Origin of the sequence: Vreelandella massiliensis (assembly GCF_900155385.1) — a bacterium.
Classification (GTDB): Bacteria; Pseudomonadota; Gammaproteobacteria; order Pseudomonadales; family Halomonadaceae; genus Vreelandella; species Vreelandella massiliensis.
Genome location: NZ_LT699745.1, coordinates 1,807,375 through 1,826,582, shown reverse-complemented (window position 1 = coordinate 1,826,582; position 19,208 = coordinate 1,807,375). Strand labels below are relative to the sequence as shown.

24 protein-coding genes are annotated in these 19,208 nt (G+C 59.7%); 20 read left to right on the top strand and 4 right to left on the bottom strand.

What is annotated here, in order from left to right:
- The first annotated feature begins 19 nt into the window (after positions 1 to 19).
- The 10 genes from BQ9846_RS13230 (at position 20) to BQ9846_RS13185 (ending at position 8,262) form a co-directional block, all read left to right on the top strand.
- Positions 20 to 214: a YgaP family membrane protein gene (locus tag BQ9846_RS13230; protein WP_075881420.1), complete on the top strand. Its 195-nt coding sequence runs from the start codon at positions 20 to 22 to the stop codon at positions 212 to 214.
- Between the two features lie 54 nt (positions 215 to 268).
- Positions 269 to 727 carry a YeeE/YedE family protein gene (locus tag BQ9846_RS13225; RefSeq protein WP_075881419.1) on the top strand — a complete coding sequence of 153 codons (459 nt, stop codon included), beginning with the start codon at positions 269 to 271 and terminating at the stop codon, positions 725 to 727.
- A 157-nt stretch (positions 728 to 884) separates the two neighbouring features.
- On the top strand, positions 885 to 1,334 hold the full coding sequence (locus tag BQ9846_RS13220) for a DUF2267 domain-containing protein (protein WP_075881418.1): 450 nt from the start codon (positions 885 to 887) through the stop codon (positions 1,332 to 1,334).
- A gap of 29 nt (positions 1,335 to 1,363) precedes the next feature.
- Positions 1,364 to 2,725 carry a glutamate--cysteine ligase gene (locus tag BQ9846_RS13215; protein ID WP_075881417.1) on the top strand — a complete coding sequence of 454 codons (1,362 nt, stop codon included), beginning with the start codon at positions 1,364 to 1,366 and terminating at the stop codon, positions 2,723 to 2,725.
- 54 nt (positions 2,726 to 2,779) lie between these two features.
- A complete protein-coding gene (locus BQ9846_RS13210) occupies positions 2,780 to 3,826 on the top strand; it encodes a sodium:calcium antiporter (RefSeq protein WP_075881416.1) in 1,047 nt (348 codons plus the stop codon).
- A gap of 70 nt (positions 3,827 to 3,896) precedes the next feature.
- The gene (locus BQ9846_RS13205; RefSeq protein ID WP_075881415.1) at positions 3,897 to 4,304 is read left to right on the top strand and encodes a DUF6691 family protein; all 408 of its coding nucleotides are present in this window, start codon (positions 3,897 to 3,899) and stop codon (positions 4,302 to 4,304) included.
- A 141-nt stretch (positions 4,305 to 4,445) separates the two neighbouring features.
- On the top strand, positions 4,446 to 5,147 hold the full coding sequence (locus BQ9846_RS13200) for a response regulator (RefSeq protein ID WP_075881414.1): 702 nt from the start codon (positions 4,446 to 4,448) through the stop codon (positions 5,145 to 5,147).
- Positions 5,144 to 6,514, top strand: coding sequence for an ATP-binding protein (locus BQ9846_RS13195; RefSeq protein ID WP_075881413.1), 1,371 nt, complete (start codon positions 5,144 to 5,146; stop codon positions 6,512 to 6,514). Before BQ9846_RS13200 ends, BQ9846_RS13195 begins: the two co-directional genes overlap by 4 nt.
- Positions 6,515 to 6,544: 30 nt before the next feature.
- Positions 6,545 to 7,207 (top strand): c-type cytochrome, encoded by a 663-nt coding sequence (locus BQ9846_RS13190; RefSeq protein WP_075881412.1) that lies wholly within the window; start codon positions 6,545 to 6,547, stop codon positions 7,205 to 7,207.
- Positions 7,208 to 7,209: 2 nt separating this feature from the next.
- Positions 7,210 to 8,262, top strand: a complete 1,053-nt coding sequence (locus BQ9846_RS13185; RefSeq protein ID WP_144049422.1) for a c-type cytochrome — start codon at positions 7,210 to 7,212, stop codon at positions 8,260 to 8,262.
- Positions 8,263 to 8,441: 179 nt separating this feature from the next.
- Here BQ9846_RS13185 and BQ9846_RS13180 read toward each other — a convergent pair whose 3' ends face one another.
- On the bottom strand, positions 8,442 to 8,939 hold the full coding sequence (locus BQ9846_RS13180; RefSeq protein ID WP_075881411.1) for a type II toxin-antitoxin system YhaV family toxin: 498 nt from the start codon (positions 8,937 to 8,939) through the stop codon (positions 8,442 to 8,444).
- On the bottom strand, positions 8,936 to 9,268 hold the full coding sequence (locus tag BQ9846_RS13175; protein ID WP_075881410.1) for a type II toxin-antitoxin system PrlF family antitoxin: 333 nt from the start codon (positions 9,266 to 9,268) through the stop codon (positions 8,936 to 8,938). The genes BQ9846_RS13180 and BQ9846_RS13175 overlap by 4 nt, the downstream gene beginning before the upstream one ends.
- Positions 9,269 to 9,441: 173 nt before the next feature.
- Between BQ9846_RS13175 and BQ9846_RS13170 the strand changes: the two genes are divergently transcribed.
- A complete protein-coding gene (locus BQ9846_RS13170; protein WP_075881409.1) occupies positions 9,442 to 9,720 on the top strand; it encodes a CopG family ribbon-helix-helix protein in 279 nt (92 codons plus the stop codon).
- Between the two features lie 108 nt (positions 9,721 to 9,828).
- On the opposite strand, the gene BQ9846_RS13165 is transcribed toward BQ9846_RS13170, so the two are convergent.
- On the bottom strand, positions 9,829 to 11,004 hold the full coding sequence (locus tag BQ9846_RS13165) for an RNA-guided endonuclease InsQ/TnpB family protein (protein WP_075881408.1): 1,176 nt from the start codon (positions 11,002 to 11,004) through the stop codon (positions 9,829 to 9,831).
- A 126-nt stretch (positions 11,005 to 11,130) separates the two neighbouring features.
- Here BQ9846_RS13165 and BQ9846_RS13160 point away from each other — a divergent pair, with 126 nt between their 5' ends.
- On the top strand, positions 11,131 to 11,361 hold the full coding sequence (locus BQ9846_RS13160) for a type II toxin-antitoxin system RelE/ParE family toxin (protein ID WP_083651576.1): 231 nt from the start codon (positions 11,131 to 11,133) through the stop codon (positions 11,359 to 11,361).
- A gap of 131 nt (positions 11,362 to 11,492) precedes the next feature.
- Here BQ9846_RS13160 and dsbG read toward each other — a convergent pair whose 3' ends face one another.
- Positions 11,493 to 12,287, bottom strand: a complete 795-nt coding sequence (gene dsbG / locus BQ9846_RS13155) for a thiol:disulfide interchange protein DsbG (RefSeq protein WP_075881407.1) — start codon at positions 12,285 to 12,287, stop codon at positions 11,493 to 11,495.
- Positions 12,288 to 12,504: 217 nt separating this feature from the next.
- Here dsbG and nrdR point away from each other — a divergent pair, with 217 nt between their 5' ends.
- The 8 genes from nrdR (at position 12,505) to BQ9846_RS13115 (ending at position 19,185) form a co-directional block, all read left to right on the top strand.
- Positions 12,505 to 12,960 carry a transcriptional regulator NrdR gene (nrdR, locus tag BQ9846_RS13150; protein ID WP_075881406.1) on the top strand — a complete coding sequence of 152 codons (456 nt, stop codon included), beginning with the start codon at positions 12,505 to 12,507 and terminating at the stop codon, positions 12,958 to 12,960.
- A gap of 18 nt (positions 12,961 to 12,978) precedes the next feature.
- Positions 12,979 to 14,112 (top strand): bifunctional diaminohydroxyphosphoribosylaminopyrimidine deaminase/5-amino-6-(5-phosphoribosylamino)uracil reductase RibD, encoded by a 1,134-nt coding sequence (gene ribD / locus BQ9846_RS13145; RefSeq protein WP_075881405.1) that lies wholly within the window; start codon positions 12,979 to 12,981, stop codon positions 14,110 to 14,112.
- Between the two features lie 69 nt (positions 14,113 to 14,181).
- Complete coding sequence (gene ribBA, locus BQ9846_RS13140; protein ID WP_075881404.1) at positions 14,182 to 15,384, top strand: bifunctional 3,4-dihydroxy-2-butanone-4-phosphate synthase/GTP cyclohydrolase II; 1,203 nt, start codon at positions 14,182 to 14,184, stop codon at positions 15,382 to 15,384.
- Entirely contained in the window at positions 15,384 to 15,872 is a 489-nt protein-coding gene (ribH, locus tag BQ9846_RS13135; RefSeq protein WP_075881403.1) for a 6,7-dimethyl-8-ribityllumazine synthase, read from the top strand. Before ribBA ends, ribH begins: the two co-directional genes overlap by 1 nt.
- Positions 15,869 to 16,366: a transcription antitermination factor NusB gene (nusB, locus tag BQ9846_RS13130; protein ID WP_075881402.1), complete on the top strand. Its 498-nt coding sequence runs from the start codon at positions 15,869 to 15,871 to the stop codon at positions 16,364 to 16,366. Before ribH ends, nusB begins: the two co-directional genes overlap by 4 nt.
- A 40-nt stretch (positions 16,367 to 16,406) precedes the next feature.
- Entirely contained in the window at positions 16,407 to 17,420 is a 1,014-nt protein-coding gene (thiL, locus tag BQ9846_RS13125) for a thiamine-phosphate kinase (RefSeq protein WP_075881401.1), read from the top strand.
- Positions 17,413 to 17,886, top strand: a complete 474-nt coding sequence (locus BQ9846_RS13120; protein WP_075881400.1) for a phosphatidylglycerophosphatase A family protein — start codon at positions 17,413 to 17,415, stop codon at positions 17,884 to 17,886. The genes thiL and BQ9846_RS13120 overlap by 8 nt, the downstream gene beginning before the upstream one ends.
- Positions 17,887 to 17,937: 51 nt before the next feature.
- Positions 17,938 to 19,185 (top strand): DUF945 family protein, encoded by a 1,248-nt coding sequence (locus BQ9846_RS13115; RefSeq protein WP_075881399.1) that lies wholly within the window; start codon positions 17,938 to 17,940, stop codon positions 19,183 to 19,185.
- Positions 19,186 to 19,208: the final 23 nt, after the last annotated feature.

Sequence of the window (19,208 nt, the reverse complement as noted above, 5' to 3'; positions counted from 1 at the left end):
GGGTTTAAGGAGAGCAACCATGAAAAAGAACGTCGGTGGATTCGATAAAATAGCTCGCATTGTCGTGGGCGCACTACTCATTTTGCTGGCTGTGACCGGCACCATTGGCGTGTGGGGCTGGATCGGCGTGTTACCGCTAGCGACAGGCCTGTTCAATACCTGTCCGGCCTACTCACTGCTAGGCATCAGCACCTGCAAGACGAAGAATCCGTAAGCCAAGAGTCCATAGCGCCGATAGCGAATCGGCGCTGCAAAAAAGGAGATCAACGTGGATTGGACGGCAAGTCTACAAGGCCTTGTGGGTGGCGTACTGATCGGGCTCTCAGCGATCTGGCTGATGGGCACCCTGGGACGTATCGCGGGGATTAGCGGCATCGTGGGGAACTTGGTGACTCAGCGCCCCAAGGGTGATAGCGCCTGGCGGGTGACGTTTGTGCTGGGCTTGATCAGCGGCCCTCTGCTGCTCATGGTGTTGGGCGGAGAGTGGGGGAATGTGGCCGATACCCCAAATGCGGTTGTCGGCGACCCCGCTGGTGGTGTTGGGTTGATGCTGCTCGCGGGGCTGCTCGTTGGCTTGGGCACCGGGATCGGTAGCGGCTGTACCAGCGGGCACGGCGTTTGCGGGTTAGCGCGCCTCTCACCACGCTCCTTGGCCGCCACGCTGGTGTTCTTGGTCATGGCGATTATCACCGTCTACGTGGTGCGCCATGTGCTGTCGATTGCCTAGCCTTTGTTGATTGCATCGTCTCAGCCGCGGGGTGTCACAGGCCCGCGTTTTGCCTCTGGCGAGATTTCGTCCACACTGAAAAAGGCGACTTTGGATCGATTGCCGACGGAGTCATTAACGACCATGTCGGAACACCAACCGAGAAGGAGGTTAGCTTATGACGACGCCACATCATCCCCACGAAAGTGCCACGCAAGCGTCGCTCAGTGGCCATGCCGAAACCACCTATTACACGTTCATCAGTGAGCTCTGCGCGCCCGGGGATATGAGCCGGGGCGAGGCCGAGTGCGCCACCGTGGCCGTGCTTCGCACCCTGGAAGAGCGCATCCAACCCGCCGCGTCGAAGACTCTGGAAGCGCAGCTTCCCGATAAGCTTCAAACGCTTTTGGATCACTGCCAGGGCGGCAAGGCGCGAGCGCCGGAGCGTTTCGGCAAGGATACCTTTATCGCGCGGGTGGCCGAGGCGCTAGAGACCACGCCAACGGAAGCGGAATCCATCGCACAACGGGTATTCGCCACGTTGCGAAGCCAAATCAGTGACGGCGAGGTGGAAGACGTGGCCAGCCAGTTGCCGCCGGATATTGAGCGTCTATGGCGAGCGTCGTAAATGGAGGCCATCAATGGGGGCGGTGTTAAATGCAGGTAAAAGATGAGGAGGCGCTGGTTGAGGATTTGGCAGCGCAGTGCAAGCCTCATGACCACTGCCTGATTGGTGTCGAGCACGAGGCGTTTATCTTCTCGCGCCAAACTCAAGCACCGCTCCCCTACGACGGTGAGTGCAGCATCCACGCGCTTTTATCCAGCCTTCAGCGCCAGGGCTGGGAAGGGGTCTATCAGCGTGAGGCACTGGTAGGTCTTAAGCGCGATAAGGCGGCCATCACTTTGGAGCCTGCCGGCCAGCTAGAGCTTTCCGGAAGCCCATGGCCGGATCTGCACGGCGTGTACGACGAAATGCGCGCGCATCGTCAGCGCCTCGCCAAGCTGAGCGCGGACATGGATCTTGGCGTCATGGCGCTGGGGTTCGCGCCGCAGTGGTCCCGGGACGCAGGGGAGTGGATGCCCCATGACCGCTACCACATTATGCGCCGCTATATGCCGCGTGTCGGAGTGCATGGTCTTGATATGATGCGCCGCTGCTGCGCTTTTCAGCTGAATTTTGATTACCAAAGCGAAGCGGACATGGCGGCCAAGGTGCGCGTGGCGACGGCGTTGCAACCCTTGGTCATGCTGGCCATGGCGAACTCGCCCTTTGCTGATGGGCGGGATAGCGGCTTTTCGTCCTATCGTAACTACGTTTGGCTGCATACCGACTCGGCCCGCTGCGGCGTGCTGCCCCTGGCGTTGTCACCGGAGCTCAGCTTTGCCCGCTACGTGCGCAGAGCCGTTGAGGTGCCGATGTACTCAGTGAAGCGCGACGACGCTCATGTGGACCTTGCTGGACATTTTTTTGCCGACATGCTCAACGGGCGCCTACCCGAGCTTGCTGGCGAAAGGCCGACGCTTTCGGATTGGCGAGCCCACCTCAATACCTTGATGTTTGAGGTGCGCTTAAAAGAGCGCATTGAGCTGCGGGGCAACGATACCCTCCCCCTTGAGCAGAGCATGGCCCTGGCCGCCTTCTGGACCGGTATTCTTTATGACGAAAGCTCGCTTGATGCGGCCCTTGCCTTCATCGAGGGTGGCGAAGCCGCCGTGTTCAATGAACTGCGCCACCGTCTCCCAAGCATGACGATGAGTGAGAGCTCGGCGGTACCGGTAAGGGGTATGTACCGTGCCGATTCGCTGGGCGAGGCGCTTGAGTACACGCTCACCCTGGCACGAGCAGGGCTTGAACGGCGCCGTAAAGGCAATGCGCATCACACCGACGAGACGGTCTATCTTAAGCCTCTTGAGCACCTTGTCGAAGAAAGACAAAGCCCGGCCGAGCAGTGGCAAGCGCAGTGTCGGCGCTTTGGGCGGCTCGACCTTTCGCCGCTTCTTAACGCGGCCGGTTTTTGAGTATGGCGTTGCCGTTATCGTCGTGTTTGAGTGAGTTAAAAGGGCATATTGGCCATGCTTGACCCTAATAGCTGGTCGCTATTCGACAGCATTCTGGTCTTTGCCGGGTGTGCGCTGGCCATCGCCGTCTTGGGCACATGGATCACGCGGGTGGTGGATCAGCTGGCGGATCGCACCGGCATTGGCGAAGCGGTGGCGGGCGCCTTGCTGCTCGGGGCCTCGACGTCGCTTGCCGGCTCCGTGCTGTCGGTCACCGCCGCCTGGAACAACCATCCGGAGCTTGCCGTGAGCAATGCCCTCGGCGGGATTGCCGTGCAGACGCTCTTTCTGGTGGTGGCCGATCTCGCCTATCGGCGCGCCAACTTGGAGCACGCCGCCGCGTCGGTGCCCAATATGCTGCAGAATGCCCTGTTGATCACGCTGCTCGGCATTATCCTGCTCACTCCGACGCTGCCCGATATCACGATGTGGGGCGTTCACCCGGTCACGCCCTTGCTGTTTGCGCTGTATGTCTATGGCATCTATATGGTCAGAGGAGCGCGTTCGGCGCCCATGTGGCGCCCGTTGATGACCATGGAGACGCGGGAAGATACTCCCGATGACACCAGCGCCATGCCATCGCTGCCAAGACTTGCCGTGACCTTTTTATTGTTGATGGGCGGACTTGGGGTTGCCGGCTGGCTGCTGGAGCCCGCGGCCAGCAATATCGCGCTCAAAACGGGGTTGTCGCAAACGGCGGTGGGCGTGCTGTTGACCGCCGTCAGCACGTCGATCCCCGAGCTTGTGACCTCGGTGGCGGCGGTGCGCCGTGGGGCGCTTACCCTGGCCGTGGGCGGCATTATCGGCGGCAACGCCTTTGATACGCTCTTCACCGCCGCCTCGGATATTGCTTACCGCCCGGGCTCGATCTACCACACCATGACCGCGGAAGTGACGCTGTGGTTAACGCTGACGTTGGTGATGTCGAGCATTTTGATGATGGGGCTCATCCGGCGCCAGGAGCGGGGGCTTGGGCGCATCGGCGCGGAGAGTGTCGCCATCACCGTGCTCTACTTTTTTGGGGTCGTGTTGCTGTTAGTCAACGCGGTGAACGGCGGTTGAGAACACATAAACGAACGCCAAAAGGCATTCAAAACGCACTGAAAGAGAAAGCAGCGAAGGAGTAGGGAAAATGAAAAGCGTAATGGGCTATATCGCCGGCTTACTGTTTGGGCTCGGGCTCGCCGTTTCGGGGATGACCGACCCGGCTCGGGTGCTGGGGTTTTTGGACATTGCCGGGGCGTGGGATCCCACGCTGATGTTTGTCCTTGGCGGGGCCGTGGTGACCAGCTTTATCGGTTATCGCCTGGTGTTTAAGCGCTCGGCCCCTTTGCTTGGCGAACGCTTCCAACTGCCGACCAAGCAAGACCTGGACATCAAGCTCCTCGGTGGGGCGGCGCTGTTTGGCATCGGCTGGGGGTTGTCGGGGTACTGCCCAGGTCCGGCCATCGCCTCGGTGGCGGGTCTGACACTACCGCTTGCCGCCATGTTAATCGCGATGGTGGTGGGCTGGTTTGGCGCGCGGGCTCTCACGCGCTAACGCCTAGACGTTCGTTTTACTTTCCCCTTGTCGGCGGCGCTGGCAAGGGGTTTTTTTGTCCTTATCGTTCACTGCGCGGGCGTTTTTAACATTCGGTTAATGCGGCCTTGTCATGCTGAACGTTATAGCAAAGGAACCGTTATGCATATATTGCTGGTGGAAGATGATGCGCTGGTGGCTTCGGGGATTCGGGCCGGGTTAATGACCTACGACTTTGTCGTGGATCACGTGTCAACCCTGCAAGCAGCGCGCCAGGCCTTGGAATCCGTGACCACTGACGCTGTGATTCTTGATCGTGGTATGCCCGAGGGTGACGGACTCCAGCTCTTGGCAGAGTGGCGTCGCTGCGGTGTGGAAACGCCGGTGCTGATTCTCACTGCACGCGATGCCGTGCGAGATCGTGTGGATGGCTTGCAGGGCGGGGCGGACGATTATCTGGTAAAGCCGTTCGACCTGGATGAACTGGTCGCACGGCTTTACGCCCTGCTTAGGCGTGCGGCGGGGCGTAGCAGCGGAGTGATGACTCACGGCGCGCTGTCGCTGGATCCGGCGTCAAGACAAGTCAGCGTGGAAGGGGAGGTGGTCGCGCTTTCTCGTCGTGAGCTGGTGTTGCTGGAAGCCTTTTTATACGCCCCGCGCAGCGTATTAACCGCCGATCAGCTGAAAGACAGCCTCTACGGCATGAACGACGATGTCGAAAGCAATGCCCTTAACGTGCATATCCACCATCTGCGGCGCAAGCTCGGGAGCGGTGTTATCGAGACCGTGCGTGGCTTGGGTTACCGGCTGGGTAAGCCCGATGAGGTGGGGAATTCAGAAAATAGAAGGACGCCGTCGTCATGAGTTTGCGCGCGCGCCTGCTGTTGACGCTTGGATTAACCCTTTCGCTTCTTTGGGGCAGTGCGGCGGCGTGGTTGATGCAGGATTTGGAAAACAAGGTGGTGGAAACGCTGGATCAGCGTTTAGCCCAGTCAGCGCGCATGGTCGCAGGCTTAATGCTGCAGCTGCCGACCGACGTGTGGGCGCAAGCCGATCAGCGCGCCCTATCAATTCCCCCGATTGAAGGGCTTGCGTGCCAGGTGCATTCGCCGCGCGGTGAAATCGTGGCGCGCACCCATACCGACATGGAGCAGGTGCTCATGCCGGGGGAGCGTGGTCATGCCTATCGCCGAGAGGGCGGTATGACCTGGCGTGTGTTTACCTATGAGCGCGGTGGTCTCACCATCACCACCGCTGACCGCATGGATGAGCGCGACATGCTGCTGTCGGACGTGATCCAGGTGGCGGTGGTGCCTTTTGTTGTGGCACTGGTCGGGAGTCTAACAGTGGTTTGGCTGGTGCTTTGGCGCGGGTTGGCTCCCCTGACGCGTCTGCGCGAATCGCTATCACGCCGCCACCCGGATGCCCTTGCACCGGTAACGACATACGCCATGCCGGCTGAAATCCGTCCTTTGATTGAGACGCTAAACGGCCTTTTGGCACGGGTACAGCAGGCCATCATACGCGAGCAGCGCTTTACCAACGACGCCGCCCACGAGCTGCGCACCCCGCTGACCGCGATTAAAACCCACCTGCAAGTGGCCCGCAGGGTCGAAGGGGCCGCGGCGATTGACGCCATAACCCAGGCGGAAGAGGGAGTTGTCCGTTTAAGCCGCACCCTCGACCAGCTTTTGACCCTGGCGCGCGTGGAAGGGCGTTTGCGCTTTGATGACGGTGAGGTCAGCGATGTGGCCGATATCGTCACCTGCGCGATTGCCGACACCAATGCCGACCCAATACAGCGGTTTTTATTGCCCGAGCGCTGGCCGCAAGCGGTGCTGCAGATGCCGCGTGAATTGGCGATTACCGCCCTGCGTAATGTGCTCGATAACGCCTTGCGCCACGGCCCGCAGGACCAACCCGTCACCGTGAGTGCCCGATGGGTCGAGGCCGAGCAAGCCGTGGCTTTTTGCGTAAGCGACCAAGGACCGGGCATCTCACAGGATATGCTCGACCAACTAACTGAGCGTTTTTGGCGTGCGAGCAAGCAGCAAGGCAGCGGGCTCGGGCTCGCCATTGTGGCCGCCATTGCCGAGCGCTTTGGCGCTCGCCTGGTGCTTGAAAGCCAGGAGGGGGCAGGCCTGACGGTGGAATTCATTGTGCCAGCGAGCGCTAAGGCTTCACGTGAGCCGGCGCTGGCCAACGACCTTAAGCGGTTAAAAACGGCTTAAGGATAACGACAACATAAAGGGGAATCCGTGATGAGCAAGAGGATATTAGGCGGGCTAGGCCTGCTACTTGGCGCCGGTTTATACGCTGGCAACGCGCTCGCCGTTGAGCCAGGCGACCCAGAGCGCGGGCAGGCGGCTGCGGCCACCTGCACCGCCTGTCACCAAGCCAACGGCAGCGGCATGAACGTGCCCAAGGGTGAGTCGTGGCCGCGCTTGGCCGGCCTGGATGCCGGCTATATTGAAAAGCAGCTGCATGACTTTAAAGCCGGACGCCGTCAAAACGCCAGCATGATGCCCTTCGCCAACATGCTCAATGAGCAACAAATTGCCGATGTGGCCGCGTACTACAGCCAGATGCCGGTGACTCCCGCTGGCGGAGGTGAGAGCGCGTCAGAGGCAGAGCTCACGCGTGGTGAGCAGCTTGCCAACCGGGGCGACTGGGATCAGTACATTGTGTCGTGCAAAAGCTGCCACGGTCCTGGCGGCACAGGGGTCGGTAGCGACTTCCCGGGGATAGCGAGTCAACACGCGGGGTATATTCGCACCCAGCTGCATGCTTGGAAGAATGACGAGCGTTCCAACGACCCGCAGAACTTGATGGGGGCCATTGCCAAGCGCATGAGCGACGACGATATCGAAGCGGTCGCGGCCTGGTACGCCAGCCAAACCGTTAGCGCAGAAGGGGAGGAGTGATCATGGTAATGGGTAAAAAAAGCCTTGCGCTGGCGGTCGTTAGCGCCTCTATCGTCGGTGTGGGCGTCGTCACCGCCCAGGCGCAGAGTGACAACGCGCAGAGCCAAGCGATGCCTTATCAAAATTTGGTCGAGTTGGGCTACCCGGCACCCAAGGAGGGTGAGCTGGTGCATGTGCCCCCGACCATGGCGGATCTGGAAGCCTCCGACCTTCACCCCGAACTCAAAAACGTCATTCGGCGCGGCTATGCGCTTTTCACCGATACCCAGCAGCTTCGAGGTGAAAACGTCTTCAATGACATGAACTGTTCAAGCTGTCACCTGGGTGAAGGCCGCCAGCCGTTTAGCGCGCCGGTATGGCCCGCGGCGGTGACCTTGCCGAACTTCCGCGGCAAAAACCAGCACGTCAACAACCTGGAAGAGCGCATCGCCGGCTGTTTTGCTTACTCGATGAACGGCACCCCGCCTGAGTATGGCAGCGATGATATGTTGGCACTCTCGGCGTATCACCGCTGGCTGGCCACTGGCGCACCGGTCTACCCCGATCAGCCGATTTACGGCCGTGGCTTCCCCGCTCCGGAGCGCCCGGCGGAACTCAGCTATGCCCGCGGGGAAGCGGTTTATCAGGAGCAGTGCGCGATTTGCCACCAGGAAGATGGCTCGGGTCACTACGAGGATGGCGAGTATGTCTTTCCGGCCCTCTGGGGCGACGGCTCGAATAACTGGGGTGCCGGTATTGTGCGCACGCACACCGCGGCCGGGTTTATCAAGAACAACATGCCACTGGGGCAGCCGCTCTCGCTATCCGACCAAGAAGCGTGGGATGTAGCGCTCTACATGACCCAGCAAGAGCGCCCACAGGATCCGCGCTACGACGGCAGCGTCGATGAGGTGCTGGAGAAGTTCGGCCCGACCTTCCACAAAAACTCAAGCTACGGCCAAGTGCGCGAGCACGATGGCCACCGCCTCGGCGATCATGCCAACTGGGGTGAAAAAGGCGATGAGATCAAACCCTGGAACGTCGGCGTGCCGCGTTTTGAAGACCTAGAAGAGTGAGCCGTACAGTTAAAAAGGCGCTTTGTAGCTCCAGCCTCGCCCGGCTATATCGCTGGGCGGGGTTTTAGCGAAAATCCGCATAACCGCTCGCTAGACCAGTAACCGGCTTGCACGTGACCGCTGATGACGTGGCCGGCTAATGGGGACGATTACGAGGTGCCAATCCCAGCATGTCGAAATTAAGGCTCATCATCCTCTGCCCCCAGAAGCGCTTTGATATTTTCGCCATCACTGATGGCCGCTCTCCACAGATCATTCCAGCTATCCGGTGGATTACCGTTCTTGAGCATCTTGCGGAAGATAGTGTAAGCATCTTGTTTGCTGTCATAGGCTCGCTTGGTGGATTCGTCGTTGACCCAGGCGTAGATGAGGATCTTGCTCGCAAGGTCGTAGCGAAAGAATAGCCGGTACTGCTGATAGAACTTTGCCCGGCACCAATGGGTGTGCTCAGACCCGAGGGTGTTTCCTTGGCGATACTGAGGGCCTGCCGGATCCTGTGGAATGTCGTTCTTGGCCAGCTTCACAATCGCCGCCAGACGCTTGGTGGCCGGTTTGCTGTGATATCCGAGTGGATCCTTTTCCTGGAGTTGCTTTACCTTATTGGTGAGCGCATCGACCTGCTCAAGGAATAGCGGATGTGCGTAGATCGTCCATCCGTTTATCTCCAGTGGACTCATGTGTCGTCGTCTTCTGGCAGTTCCTCATCGAGATCGACCTCAATGCCTGCCGTCAGGCGTTCGGCCTCGGCAAAGGTGCTTGCAGTGACAGGACGAATATTTTCCGGGTGCTCCTGCAGATCGCGCTCTAGGAAGGCCAGGAAGCTGGTCATCACGGGATCTTGGCTGTGCTCATCGCGGGCGCGAGTGAGCACCACTTCCCCATTGGGGCGAATCACGTAGTGAATCCGATCGCGACGTTTCAGCTTCAGCACACGACGAACCGATGCCGGAATGGTCGTCTGGTAGCGATCCGTCAGGGTGGAGTCATCCTCAATGGTCGTGTTCATGATTGGCCCGTACAGTGGCAATGCAGAAGTAATGCACTTAAGGTAATGCAATCGCATTGCCTCGTCAATGGCAGGGAAACATAAAGGGATTTTTGCTTCTGCGTGGCCGTCGACAGCGTAGCTGAAACAGCCTAAAGTAGTTATAGGTATTACCTTTTGCTGCGGAGATCGGCATGGCAAAACCAACATCCATCAAACTCGACGATGCGCTGAAAGAAAGAGTGCAGCATCTGGCTGAAGCCCGACAGCGATCGGCACACTGGCTTATGCGTGATGCTATTGAGCAGTACATAGAACGTGAGGAAAGACGCGAGGCTTTTAAGCAGGATACTCTCAAAGCTTGGGAGGAATACCAAGCAACTGGTTTGCATGTCACTGCTGACGAAGTGGAGCAGTGGCTGGTCAGTTGGGGGAAGGACGATGAGGTGTCGGCTCCCACATGCCACAGGTGATCCTTGCCCCGGCAGCAGTCCGGGATCTTGAACGATTGCGTGAGTTCCTACGACGTGACTGCTCCCCGCCCTAAGCGCTGACGCGCCACGGGCGAGGCTTCCCACTTCTCAGGCCGCTGCCGGTGCGTGACCGGGCTTACGCAGGCCTCCGTGGGCAGAGACCGACAGTCCTTCGGCCTTGAGTTGCAAGATGCCTTGCTGGCGGATGTTGATTGCGGCGTTGATATCGCGGTCAATGTCCTTCGTGCCGCAGTGCTCGCAATCCCAGCGGCGTACCGATAGCGGCATGTCCGCAACCTTATGGCCGCAGCCAGCACAGGTTTTGGAACTGGCGAACCACTGGTCGATTTTGACCAGATGCTTGCCTTGCTCCCTGGCTTTATAGTCCAGTTTTTGGATCAGGCTGAACCAACTCGCATCGGCAATATGTTTTGCCAGCTTGCGGTTTTTCAGCAGGTTTTTGACTTTCAGGGTCTCGACAATCACCGCTTGGTTGTCGTCAATGAGTTGTCGAGACAGCTTGTGCTGGAAGTCAGCACGGGCATTCGCCAGGCGCTCGTGCGCCTTGGCCAGCTTCAGCCGTGCTTTCGCACGGCCCTTGCTGCCTTTTTGGCAGCGGGAGAGTGCTTTCTGTTTGCGGCGTAGGTTGGCACGCGCGCGCTTGAGAAAGCGGGGGTTGGCGACCTTACGGCCACTGGAGTCGATGGCGAGGTGTGTCAGCCCCATGTCCACGCCGATGACCGACTGCACGGTTTGAAGCGGCGCCGGGGCTTCCGCACCGTCATCGACCAGCACCGAGGCGTAGTATTTGCCGGTGGTGGTGGTGCGGGTTAACGTGATGCTTTTCAGTGTGCCGGTTATTTCACGGTGAAGGCGCGCCTTGACCGGCCCGAGTTTGGGTATCTTGATCTCACCCTCACCGACCTTGATGCCGGTACAGTGATAGCTCGATTGCTTGCCGTGCTTGCGTTTGAACCTGGGGTAGCGGGCAGGTAATTTGGGGTCAAAGAAGTTCTGGAAAGCCCGATCCAGGTTAATGCACGCTTGTTGCAACGCGATAGAGTCATAGTCTTTAAGCCAGTGGTACTTGCGCGACTTTTTGGCCACCGCCAGCAACGGCTTGAGATCTTTTTTCGCGCGGAGTTTGGTGCCATGCCGTTTGTACTGCGATCGGATGATATGCAGCGCCTTGTTGTACACAAACCGCACCGCACCGAACTGGGCGTTCAAAAACGCCGCCTGCTCAGGGGTTGGATAAATGCGAACTTTGGTGGCTTTCAGCATGGCATCGCGGCTTGTTAATCTGTATGTATATACATAATAGTCGATAAGGGGCGAAGATCAACCCCAGCAGCGCTAACGCGCTGCCCGCTTTCCTCCCCGCCCTGAATCGGGCGAGGGTTCTCGCGGATGTTTGCTAAGAATCCAGCAGCAGCCGAAAGAGCCGCTAGGGAGATTCTTCACGGCATTCAGGAGCTTAGAAAATATCCCCATATAGGTCGCCCGATTGACGATCTACCTGAGGTGTATCGTGATTGGCTGATCGATTTTGGCGATAGTGGTTACGTCGCGCGATATCGTCTTGATGTGGACAATGTGGTGGTATTGGCCATCCGTCACCAGAAAGAAGCCGGTTTCTGATGTCTTACCCCCACACATAGCATACTGACAATAGAAGCACGATACGCTGACTTTACTCGCTACGCAGGACAATCGTCATTTATCCCCTACAGGGTATAAATAACTAAATATCCGCTATAACGGATAAGATATTACGACGAAGGCGCTTCGCTACCCATCATTTCGATGAGGCGCTCTTCGCTGGGCATGCCTTGTATACGCTCAATACGCACGCTGCCGTTTTCGGTTTCGCGTTGGAAGGCGCTGGTGGGGGTTGCGTAGAGCCCGAGAGCTTCAAAGAGCTGGTTATTGGCATACACTTGCTCTTCAATGTCGCGTGGCTGTGCGCTGGCCTCAATACGATCGCCACGTTTATGCGCTTGTAAGGCGGCCTCGGGATTGTCTGCGCCCAGCAGCGCGGCGGCTTTTCCGGGGCTGTCGGCGGCAAGAATGCCGACCATGATATGGCGCAGTTGAACGCGGCCGGCTTCTACCCAGGGGCGCGTGGCCTCCCAAAGTTGTTGGCAGTAGGGGCAGTTAGGGTCGGTGAAGGTGTAAATCACACGCGGGGCGTCGCGATCGCCGTCCTGAATCCAGTGGCTCTCTTCTAGCAGTGCCCAGGTTTGCGCCTCAAGCGGTGCGCGAACGTGCTCGTCAAGCTGTGGTTCGGTGAGGTCATTCCCCTCGCGATCCATCAGCGTACCCACAATCGCATGCTCGCCATCGGGGGTGAGATAGATCGCCATTTCGCGGCCCTGTACGCTTGCCCCGAAACCGCGTAACCCACTGGGTGCGCTGAATTGCCCGTGGATGTCAATGCCTTGTTCCTCCAGAGCTTGGATAGGGGCAGGCAGCGTTTCCTGCGCCATGGCGTGGGTGCTGAAGCTGGTCAAAAGGGCAGAAGACAGCAGTATAAAAGGCGGTAAACGTAGCGGCGATCGAAACATGGTGTCCTCGTGGGCGTTGGCGCTTGTCAGGCGTGGGGAGTGGGAAAATCGATCGATTGTCGCAGGTCAAGATTATGCGCTGATTATTATCGAGGTGGCATGGCAGACAACCGTTTGGGCCAGTTTGCATGAATCCGAGCGCTTAAGTCGTTACAATGCGTACTAGACTAAACCTGAACGTATGCTTTTTTAACACGCCTGATAACAGGTCGACGCAATGCATTGCCCCTTTTGTGGTGCCAACGATACCCGAGTCACCGACTCCCGTCTGGTCGCGGAGGGCGACCAAGTTCGCCGTCGCCGCCAGTGTGCGGGATGCCATGAGCGTTTTACCACCTATGAAACGGCCGAGCTGATTATGCCGCGCGTGGTAAAATCTGACGGTTCGCGCGAGTCCTTTGACGAGCAGAAACTGCGCGCGGGCATGCTGCGGGCGCTAGAGAAGCGTCCGGTCAGCACGGAAGCGATCGAAACCGCTATCGAGCGTATTCGCCAAACGCTGCGCGCGAGAGGGGATCGCGAGATCAACGCCCGTGAAATCGGCGAGTCGGTGATGCAGGCCCTCAAGCAGCTGGATCAAGTGGCCTATATCCGCTTTGCCTCGGTATACCGCAAGTTTCAGGACCTGGACGAGTTTCGCGCTGAAATCGACCGCCTGTCGCAAGAACCCTGACCCAAAGGTCGCTCACCGATGCCCTTTACCCCCGATGATCACCATTATATGGCGCGTGCGCTGCATTTAGCCGAGCGTGGCCTCTACACGACCGACCCCAACCCACGGGTGGGCTGCGTGATCGTGCGCGACGATCAGATTGTCGGAGAGGGCTTTCATCTGCGCGCCGGTGAGCCGCATGCGGAGATTCACGCGCTTGCCGATGCCGGGGATAACGCCCGCGGCGCCACTGCTTACGTCACGCTTGAGCCGTGTTCGCATACCGGGCGCACCGGCCCCTGTGCGCTGGCGTTGGTGAAGGCCGGGGTCGCCCGGGTGGTCGTGGCCATAGTGGACCCCAATCCGCAGGTGAGCGGGCGCGGTATCCGCCTGTTAAAAGACGCCGCTATCCAAGTGGACGTGGGGTTGCTGGAAGAGGATGCACGGCAGCTTAATCCCGGGTTTATCGCGCGCATGGCGCATCGGCGCCCCTTTGTGCGGCTGAAAATGGCGATGAGCCTAGACGGGCGCACGGCGATGGGGTCGGGCGAGTCCCAGTGGATCACCGGTCCCGAAGCGCGCTGCCACGTTCAGCGGCTACGCGCGCGCGCAAGCGCGGTGCTCACCGGGGTCGAATCGATCATCATGGACGATTCGCGTTTAACGCTACGCGCCGAGCAGCTGCAACTGCCCGATGCCGAAACCATCGTGCAGCGCCAACCGTTACGGGTGGTGTTGGATACGCGCTTGCGCATGCCGCTCGCTGCTGCCTGCTTGGCCGCCCCGGGGCGCACGCTGATTCTCACCACGGCGGCCCATTCGCCCGACAAGCGCGACAAGCTAGAGCAAGCCGGCGCCGAGGTGCGCGTTCTTCCCGCTGCCGAAGGAGGGCGAATCGATCTGCGTGCGCTGCTGACCTGGTTGGCCGAAAACGAGCAGGTCAATGAACTGCTGGTGGAGACGGGGGCGACGCTTGCGGGGGCGATGCTGGCCGCCGAGGTGGTAGACGAAATGCAGCTTTTTGTCGCACCTACTCTCTTAGGCGGTGACGCACGGCCGCTTTTTGCGCTGCCGGGCTTAAGTAAAATGGCCGACCAGCGTCGGCTGACCATTCACGATATTCGCGCGGTGGGGCATGACTGGCGAATTATCGCCGCCCCGGTTCGTGACTAGCGCCGTCAGCGATAGCAAGGTACCCTGACGCGCGAAATCGCACGCTTGCGACACAGACTTGGAGATTCCATGGCGCACTCCACCTCCGGGGGGTTGGCCCCCATCGCTGACTTGGTAGACGATATCCGCCAAGGCAAAATGGTCATCCTCATGGACGATGAGGATCGAGAAAACGAAGGCGATATCATCATGGCCGCGGAGAAAGTCCAGGCCGAGCATATCAACTTCATGGCGCGTCATGCGCGTGGGCTTATCTGCTTGCCGATGACGCGCCAGCGTTGTGAGCAGCTTAATTTGCCGCTCATGGTGCGCGACAACGGCTCAGGGTTTGGCACCAAGTTCACACTGTCGATTGAAGCGACCACGGGTGTCACCACCGGTATTTCCGCGGCCGACCGCGCCCGCACGGTGCAAGCGGCGGTGGCGGCTAACGCCAAGCCCGAGGATATCGTGCAGCCGGGGCATATTTTTCCGCTCATGGCCGAGCCGGGCGGGGTGCTGCGACGCGCGGGCCATACCGAAGCGGCGTGTGACCTGGCCGCGCTCGCCGGCTGTGACCCTAGCGGTGTGATCTGCGAGATCATGAACGATGATGGCAGCATGGCACGTCGTCCGGAGCTTGAGGCGTTTGCCGAAGCGCACGGTATCAAGATGGGGACCATTGCCGATCTGATTCATTATCGCATCGTTAACGAGCAGACCGTGGATCATATCGAAGCGCTGCCGCAGAGCACCGCCCATGGCGAGATGATGCTGCACGTGTTCCGCGACCGTATTCAGGGCGCGCACCATTTAGCGTTGGTCAACGGTCAGCCGCGCGCGGATCAGCCCACCACCGTGCGCGTGCACCTAGCGGATACGCTGCACGATGTCATGGGGCTGTTAAAAGAGGGGAAACATCGCTGGGACGCGCAGCGTGCCTTGGCGGAAATCGCCCGTGCCGAACCCGGTGTGTTTGTCTTGATTGACGATTCGCGTCCGCATCAAGATTTGAAAGATCAGTTGGATATTTTCTTGGACAGGGTGCGTCAGCCGCGTACCAGTGACTCCGATGGCGCGGGCAACTATTTAACCATCGGCACGGGCTCGCAGATTCTTCGCCACCTGGGCGTGGGGAAAATGCGCCTTTTAAGCTCGCCGTGGAAATTCTCCGCGCTCTCCGGGTTTGACCTGGAAGTCGTCGAGCGGTTAAGCCCAACGGATACGCCCGAGGCGCCCATTTCACAGCAGAACCCTTCACCACAGAACTCTATTTCAGCAGGAACAGATTGATGGAACCCCTCTCTCAAGTGGAAGGCAACTTTTTCGACGTAAACGGCCGCTATGTTCTCGTGGTGGGCCGCTTTAACCATCACGTGGTGGATAGCCTCGTGGAAGGCGCGGTGGATAGCCTGGTACGCCACGGCGTAGATTCAGAGCAGATTCAAATCGTGCACGTTCCCGGGGCTTGGGAGCTACCGCTGGCGGTGAAGAGAGTGCTGAAAGTCAGCCAGCCCGATGCGGTGATTGCCCTCGGTGCCGTGATCCGTGGCGGTACGCCGCACTTTGAATACGTGGCCGGCGGCTGTAATGCCGCGATGAATAACCTTCAGCTTGAGTTTGATACGCCGGTCGCTAACGGCGTGCTGACGGTCGAGTCGATCGAGCAAGCCATCGAGCGTGCGGGCACCAAAGCCGGTAATAAAGGCACCGAGGCGGCCATGGCGGCCATGGAGATGGTATCCCTGTTGCGCGCGCTCTCTCCGGAGGCAGGGCAATGAGCCAGCAGCGTAAGCCTTCGCGGGCACAAGAAGGCCGCCACGCAGCGCGCGAATTGGCGGTGCAGGGGCTTTATCAGTGGCAGATGACCCACAAGTCAATGACCACCATTGAAGCGGAGTTCCGTAGCCAAAAGCCCGATGATGACCTGGAAGAGCATGAGAACTGGGCCAAGGTGATGGAGATCGCCGATAAAGCGCTGTTCCATGAGCTGTTGCACAACGTCGCGCGTTGCAAGGATGAGCTAGATCGCGAAATCGCGCCGCTGCTCGATCGCCGCTTGGAAGACCTGGATGCCGTGGAGCTGGCGATTTTGCGCTTGGGCGCCTATGAGCTCGCGCACCGCCTGGAAGTGCCGTATCGCGTGGTGATCAACGAGGGCGTGGAGCTGGCCAAGTCATTTGGCGCCACCGACGGGCACAAATACGTCAACGGCATTTTGGACAAGCTGGCAAACCGCTTGCGCAGTGCTGAGGTTGTCGCGCGACGCCAGTAAGGGCGCTCGTGATGGCGACTTATGGCGTTAAGGGGTCTACGTGCTTGCCGAATTTGACCTAATCCACCGCTACTTCACCCCCCATACCCCAGGCCAGCGTGTGGCATTGGGCGTGGGGGACGATGCGGCGTTGCTGACACCAGTGGCGGGGCAGCAGTTGGTCGTCAGCGTCGATACCTCCGTTGTCGACGTTCACTTTCCTGCACAAGCGCCGGCGAGGGCGATCGGCCATCGCGCGCTGGCGGTGGCGCTGTCGGACCTTGCCGCGATGGGTGCTGACGCAAGGTGGTGCTTTATGGCGTTAACGCTCGACCAGTCACGCCTGGGCGATGACGCGACCGCTAATGCGTGGTTGCAAGCGTATGCGCAAGGGTTTCTGACCCTGTGCGAGCAGCACGAGACGGCCTTGGCCGGCGGCGATGTCACCTCGGGTACTTTATCGATCGGCGTGACCGTGATGGGAGAAGTGCCGAGCGGCGAGGCGCTCACGCGCAGCGGTGCAACGGTGGGCGATATCATCGCCGTCACCGGCGCACTCGGCGGCGGGGGAGGGGGCTTGGCGCTTTGGCAGCAGGGCGAGCGCGATCTTTCGCATCCATTGCTGGCGCGCTACCTGCTGCCGACTCCGCGCCTTGCCGCAGGGCGGGCGCTGCGTGGGATCGCCTCTAGCGCGCTGGATATTTCCGATGGCTTGCTCGCCGATTTGGGGCATATTCGTGAGGCATCGGGCGTCGGTGCCGCGCTTGACACCGAATCACTCCCGCTCGCCGAGGGACTGAAAGAAGCTCTGGGCTCGGAGAAAGCGCTAAAGGCGGCCCTTTCGGGCGGCGATGATTATGAACTGCTGGTCACCCTTCCGCCTGCTCGCTGGAGGCAAGCGCAGGCGGCGCTTGAGCCCTTGGGCGTTGCGTTAACCGCGATCGGCCACTGTGTGGAAGCCCCCGGCGTAAGTGGCGTGCCCGCCGAGGTGAAAACCGGGTGGCAACACTTTGTCGAACACGTCTCGTCAGACACGCCGTCGCCGAGTCGACGCAGGGAGAAGCGCCATGAATAAAGCGCCGGCTAGCGTTTGGCGACGCCCTACTCACTTTTTTGCCTTTGGGCTGGGTAGCGGCACGGTACCCTTCGCGCCGGGTACCTTTGGTACCTTGGCGGCGATTCCTTTTTTTTGGCTCATGGCGGATCTGCCACTGAGTTGGTACCTGGGGATTGTCTTGGCGGCCTTCGTGGTGGGCGTATGGCTGTGCGATAAAACCTCACACGATCTGGGCGTGCATGACCACTCGGGTATCGTCTGGGATGAGTTTGTCGGTTACTGGATCACCATGGCGGCGGTGCCGTTCTCCTGGGAAGCGGCGCTCTGGGGCTTTGTGGTTTTCCGCGTGTTCGATGTGTTTAAGCCCTGGCCGATTCGTTGGGCGGACCGCCGCGTGGCCGGTGGCTTTGGTATTATGATTGATGATGTCATGGCGGGGTTATACGCTTGGAGTACGATGCACCTTTGGTTTTGGCTGCATTGATACCTCTTCCGAATCGGCTGTAGGTAGGGGCGTGCTTCAAGGAGTGACATGATGCGCAAGGAACGACTGATTGTCCCGATCATCGCGACGGTGGCCGTGATATGGATGGCCGCTCAGCTGCTGTCGAGTGTCTTGTTTGAGCGCAGTATGCGCCAAGCACTGGAAGACTTGAAGGCGCGCGGCGAGTGGCGCGTACAGCGCACCGAAAGCGATCCCGGCTGGCTTACCTCGCATGGCAAGATTCTCCTTTCCCCTCTGCTCGGCCGTCCTTGGCGGCTAGAAGTCTCCTACCGTGCTCGCCACGGCGTTTTGAATACCGAGATCGAAGGCCGCGTGGTGCCTCGCTTAGACACCGCACTGCAGCGCGCTGTGGGGGACGTATCGGCGCCGTCGGAGCCCCGCTGGCAGGGGCGTTACCACACCGTCAGCGGGCGCACCGAGTTACGCCTGGCCTTGGCGCCGTTTGTGATCGAGCAAGCGGGCCGCCAATTGGAAGTACGCGGCGCTCGTGTGCGGTTGGAAGGGGTGTTTGGCGATTGGCGTTTACACGGCCTATTAGACGAGTTGGTGCTTAAAGACCGCGATGCACGCCTGGCGATTGGGCCTAGTGAGTTGGAGAGCCGCTACACCTACACAGAGGATGCCTACCACTTTAACCAGCGTGACCAGCTGCGCATTGCGTCGCTCTCCCTTGAACACCCCGAGCTCAACCTGACAGTGACGCCGCTTGAGTTGACCAGCCATATGGTGCTCGATGAGCAGGAGCTGCGCGTTGCAAGCGAGCTGATCCTTGGCGATGCCGTGTTGGCCGATGAAGCGCCGGAGGCACCGATACTCAATGGGCGTCTAGCGGCTGAGCTTTCGCGTATCGACGCCGATGCCGTGCGTCAGGTGATTGCGCAACTGCGTCAGGAGGCAGCATGGGGAAGCGTGGAGATGCCGGTGGAAGAGGGGCTGTTAACCCGGCTTGAGCCCAACCTATTGCAAATGCTTAAAGCGTCGCCGCGCTTGGATATTCACGCCATCGATATGCAGAGTCCGCTTTTGGGACTTGAGATTGACGCCGATGGCGTGCTGTTTTTTGACTCTCGCGGTTTAGATCAGCTCAGTTTCACCGCGGCGACAAGCGAGCCGATGGCCTCGCGTTGGCGCTCACGCTTTGAAGGCGATATTACCTGGCACAATGCACCGCCCGTCGCGGCGCTATGGCTAGGGCTGCCGCTGAGTACGCGCTCACTCACGTTTGATCTTATCCAAGGGCAGTGGCGAGTTAACGGGCGTCCGCTGCCCGATTTCTAGCCGCTTTGCGCTTGTGTCGCCTT

What these genes read in the sequence shown, in the direction of transcription:
- BQ9846_RS13230 (WP_075881420.1), top strand. Translation starts at nt 20, where the DNA reads ATGAAAAAGAACGTCGGTGGATTCGATAAAATAGCTCGCATTGTCGTG.
- BQ9846_RS13220 (WP_075881418.1), top strand. Translation starts at nt 885, where the DNA reads ATGACGACGCCACATCATCCCCACGAAAGTGCCACGCAAGCGTCGCTC.
- BQ9846_RS13215 (WP_075881417.1), top strand. Translation starts at nt 1,364, where the DNA reads ATGCAGGTAAAAGATGAGGAGGCGCTGGTTGAGGATTTGGCAGCGCAG.
- BQ9846_RS13210 (WP_075881416.1), top strand. Translation starts at nt 2,780, where the DNA reads ATGCTTGACCCTAATAGCTGGTCGCTATTCGACAGCATTCTGGTCTTT.
- BQ9846_RS13205 (WP_075881415.1), top strand. Translation starts at nt 3,897, where the DNA reads ATGAAAAGCGTAATGGGCTATATCGCCGGCTTACTGTTTGGGCTCGGG.
- BQ9846_RS13200 (WP_075881414.1), top strand. Translation starts at nt 4,446, where the DNA reads ATGCATATATTGCTGGTGGAAGATGATGCGCTGGTGGCTTCGGGGATT.
- BQ9846_RS13195 (WP_075881413.1), top strand. Translation starts at nt 5,144, where the DNA reads ATGAGTTTGCGCGCGCGCCTGCTGTTGACGCTTGGATTAACCCTTTCG.
- BQ9846_RS13190 (WP_075881412.1), top strand. Translation starts at nt 6,545, where the DNA reads ATGAGCAAGAGGATATTAGGCGGGCTAGGCCTGCTACTTGGCGCCGGT.
- BQ9846_RS13185 (WP_144049422.1), top strand. Translation starts at nt 7,210, where the DNA reads ATGGTAATGGGTAAAAAAAGCCTTGCGCTGGCGGTCGTTAGCGCCTCT.
- BQ9846_RS13180 (WP_075881411.1), bottom strand. Translation starts at nt 8,939, where the DNA reads ATGAGTCCACTGGAGATAAACGGATGGACGATCTACGCACATCCGCTA.
- BQ9846_RS13175 (WP_075881410.1), bottom strand. Translation starts at nt 9,268, where the DNA reads ATGAACACGACCATTGAGGATGACTCCACCCTGACGGATCGCTACCAG.
- BQ9846_RS13170 (WP_075881409.1), top strand. Translation starts at nt 9,442, where the DNA reads ATGGCAAAACCAACATCCATCAAACTCGACGATGCGCTGAAAGAAAGA.
- BQ9846_RS13165 (WP_075881408.1), bottom strand. Translation starts at nt 11,004, where the DNA reads ATGCTGAAAGCCACCAAAGTTCGCATTTATCCAACCCCTGAGCAGGCG.
- BQ9846_RS13160 (WP_083651576.1), top strand. Translation starts at nt 11,131, where the DNA reads ATGTTTGCTAAGAATCCAGCAGCAGCCGAAAGAGCCGCTAGGGAGATT.
- dsbG (WP_075881407.1), bottom strand. Translation starts at nt 12,287, where the DNA reads ATGTTTCGATCGCCGCTACGTTTACCGCCTTTTATACTGCTGTCTTCT.
- nrdR (WP_075881406.1), top strand. Translation starts at nt 12,505, where the DNA reads ATGCATTGCCCCTTTTGTGGTGCCAACGATACCCGAGTCACCGACTCC.
- ribD (WP_075881405.1), top strand. Translation starts at nt 12,979, where the DNA reads ATGCCCTTTACCCCCGATGATCACCATTATATGGCGCGTGCGCTGCAT.
- ribBA (WP_075881404.1), top strand. Translation starts at nt 14,182, where the DNA reads ATGGCGCACTCCACCTCCGGGGGGTTGGCCCCCATCGCTGACTTGGTA.
- ribH (WP_075881403.1), top strand. Translation starts at nt 15,384, where the DNA reads ATGGAACCCCTCTCTCAAGTGGAAGGCAACTTTTTCGACGTAAACGGC.
- nusB (WP_075881402.1), top strand. Translation starts at nt 15,869, where the DNA reads ATGAGCCAGCAGCGTAAGCCTTCGCGGGCACAAGAAGGCCGCCACGCA.
- BQ9846_RS13120 (WP_075881400.1), top strand. Translation starts at nt 17,413, where the DNA reads ATGAATAAAGCGCCGGCTAGCGTTTGGCGACGCCCTACTCACTTTTTT.
- BQ9846_RS13115 (WP_075881399.1), top strand. Translation starts at nt 17,938, where the DNA reads ATGCGCAAGGAACGACTGATTGTCCCGATCATCGCGACGGTGGCCGTG.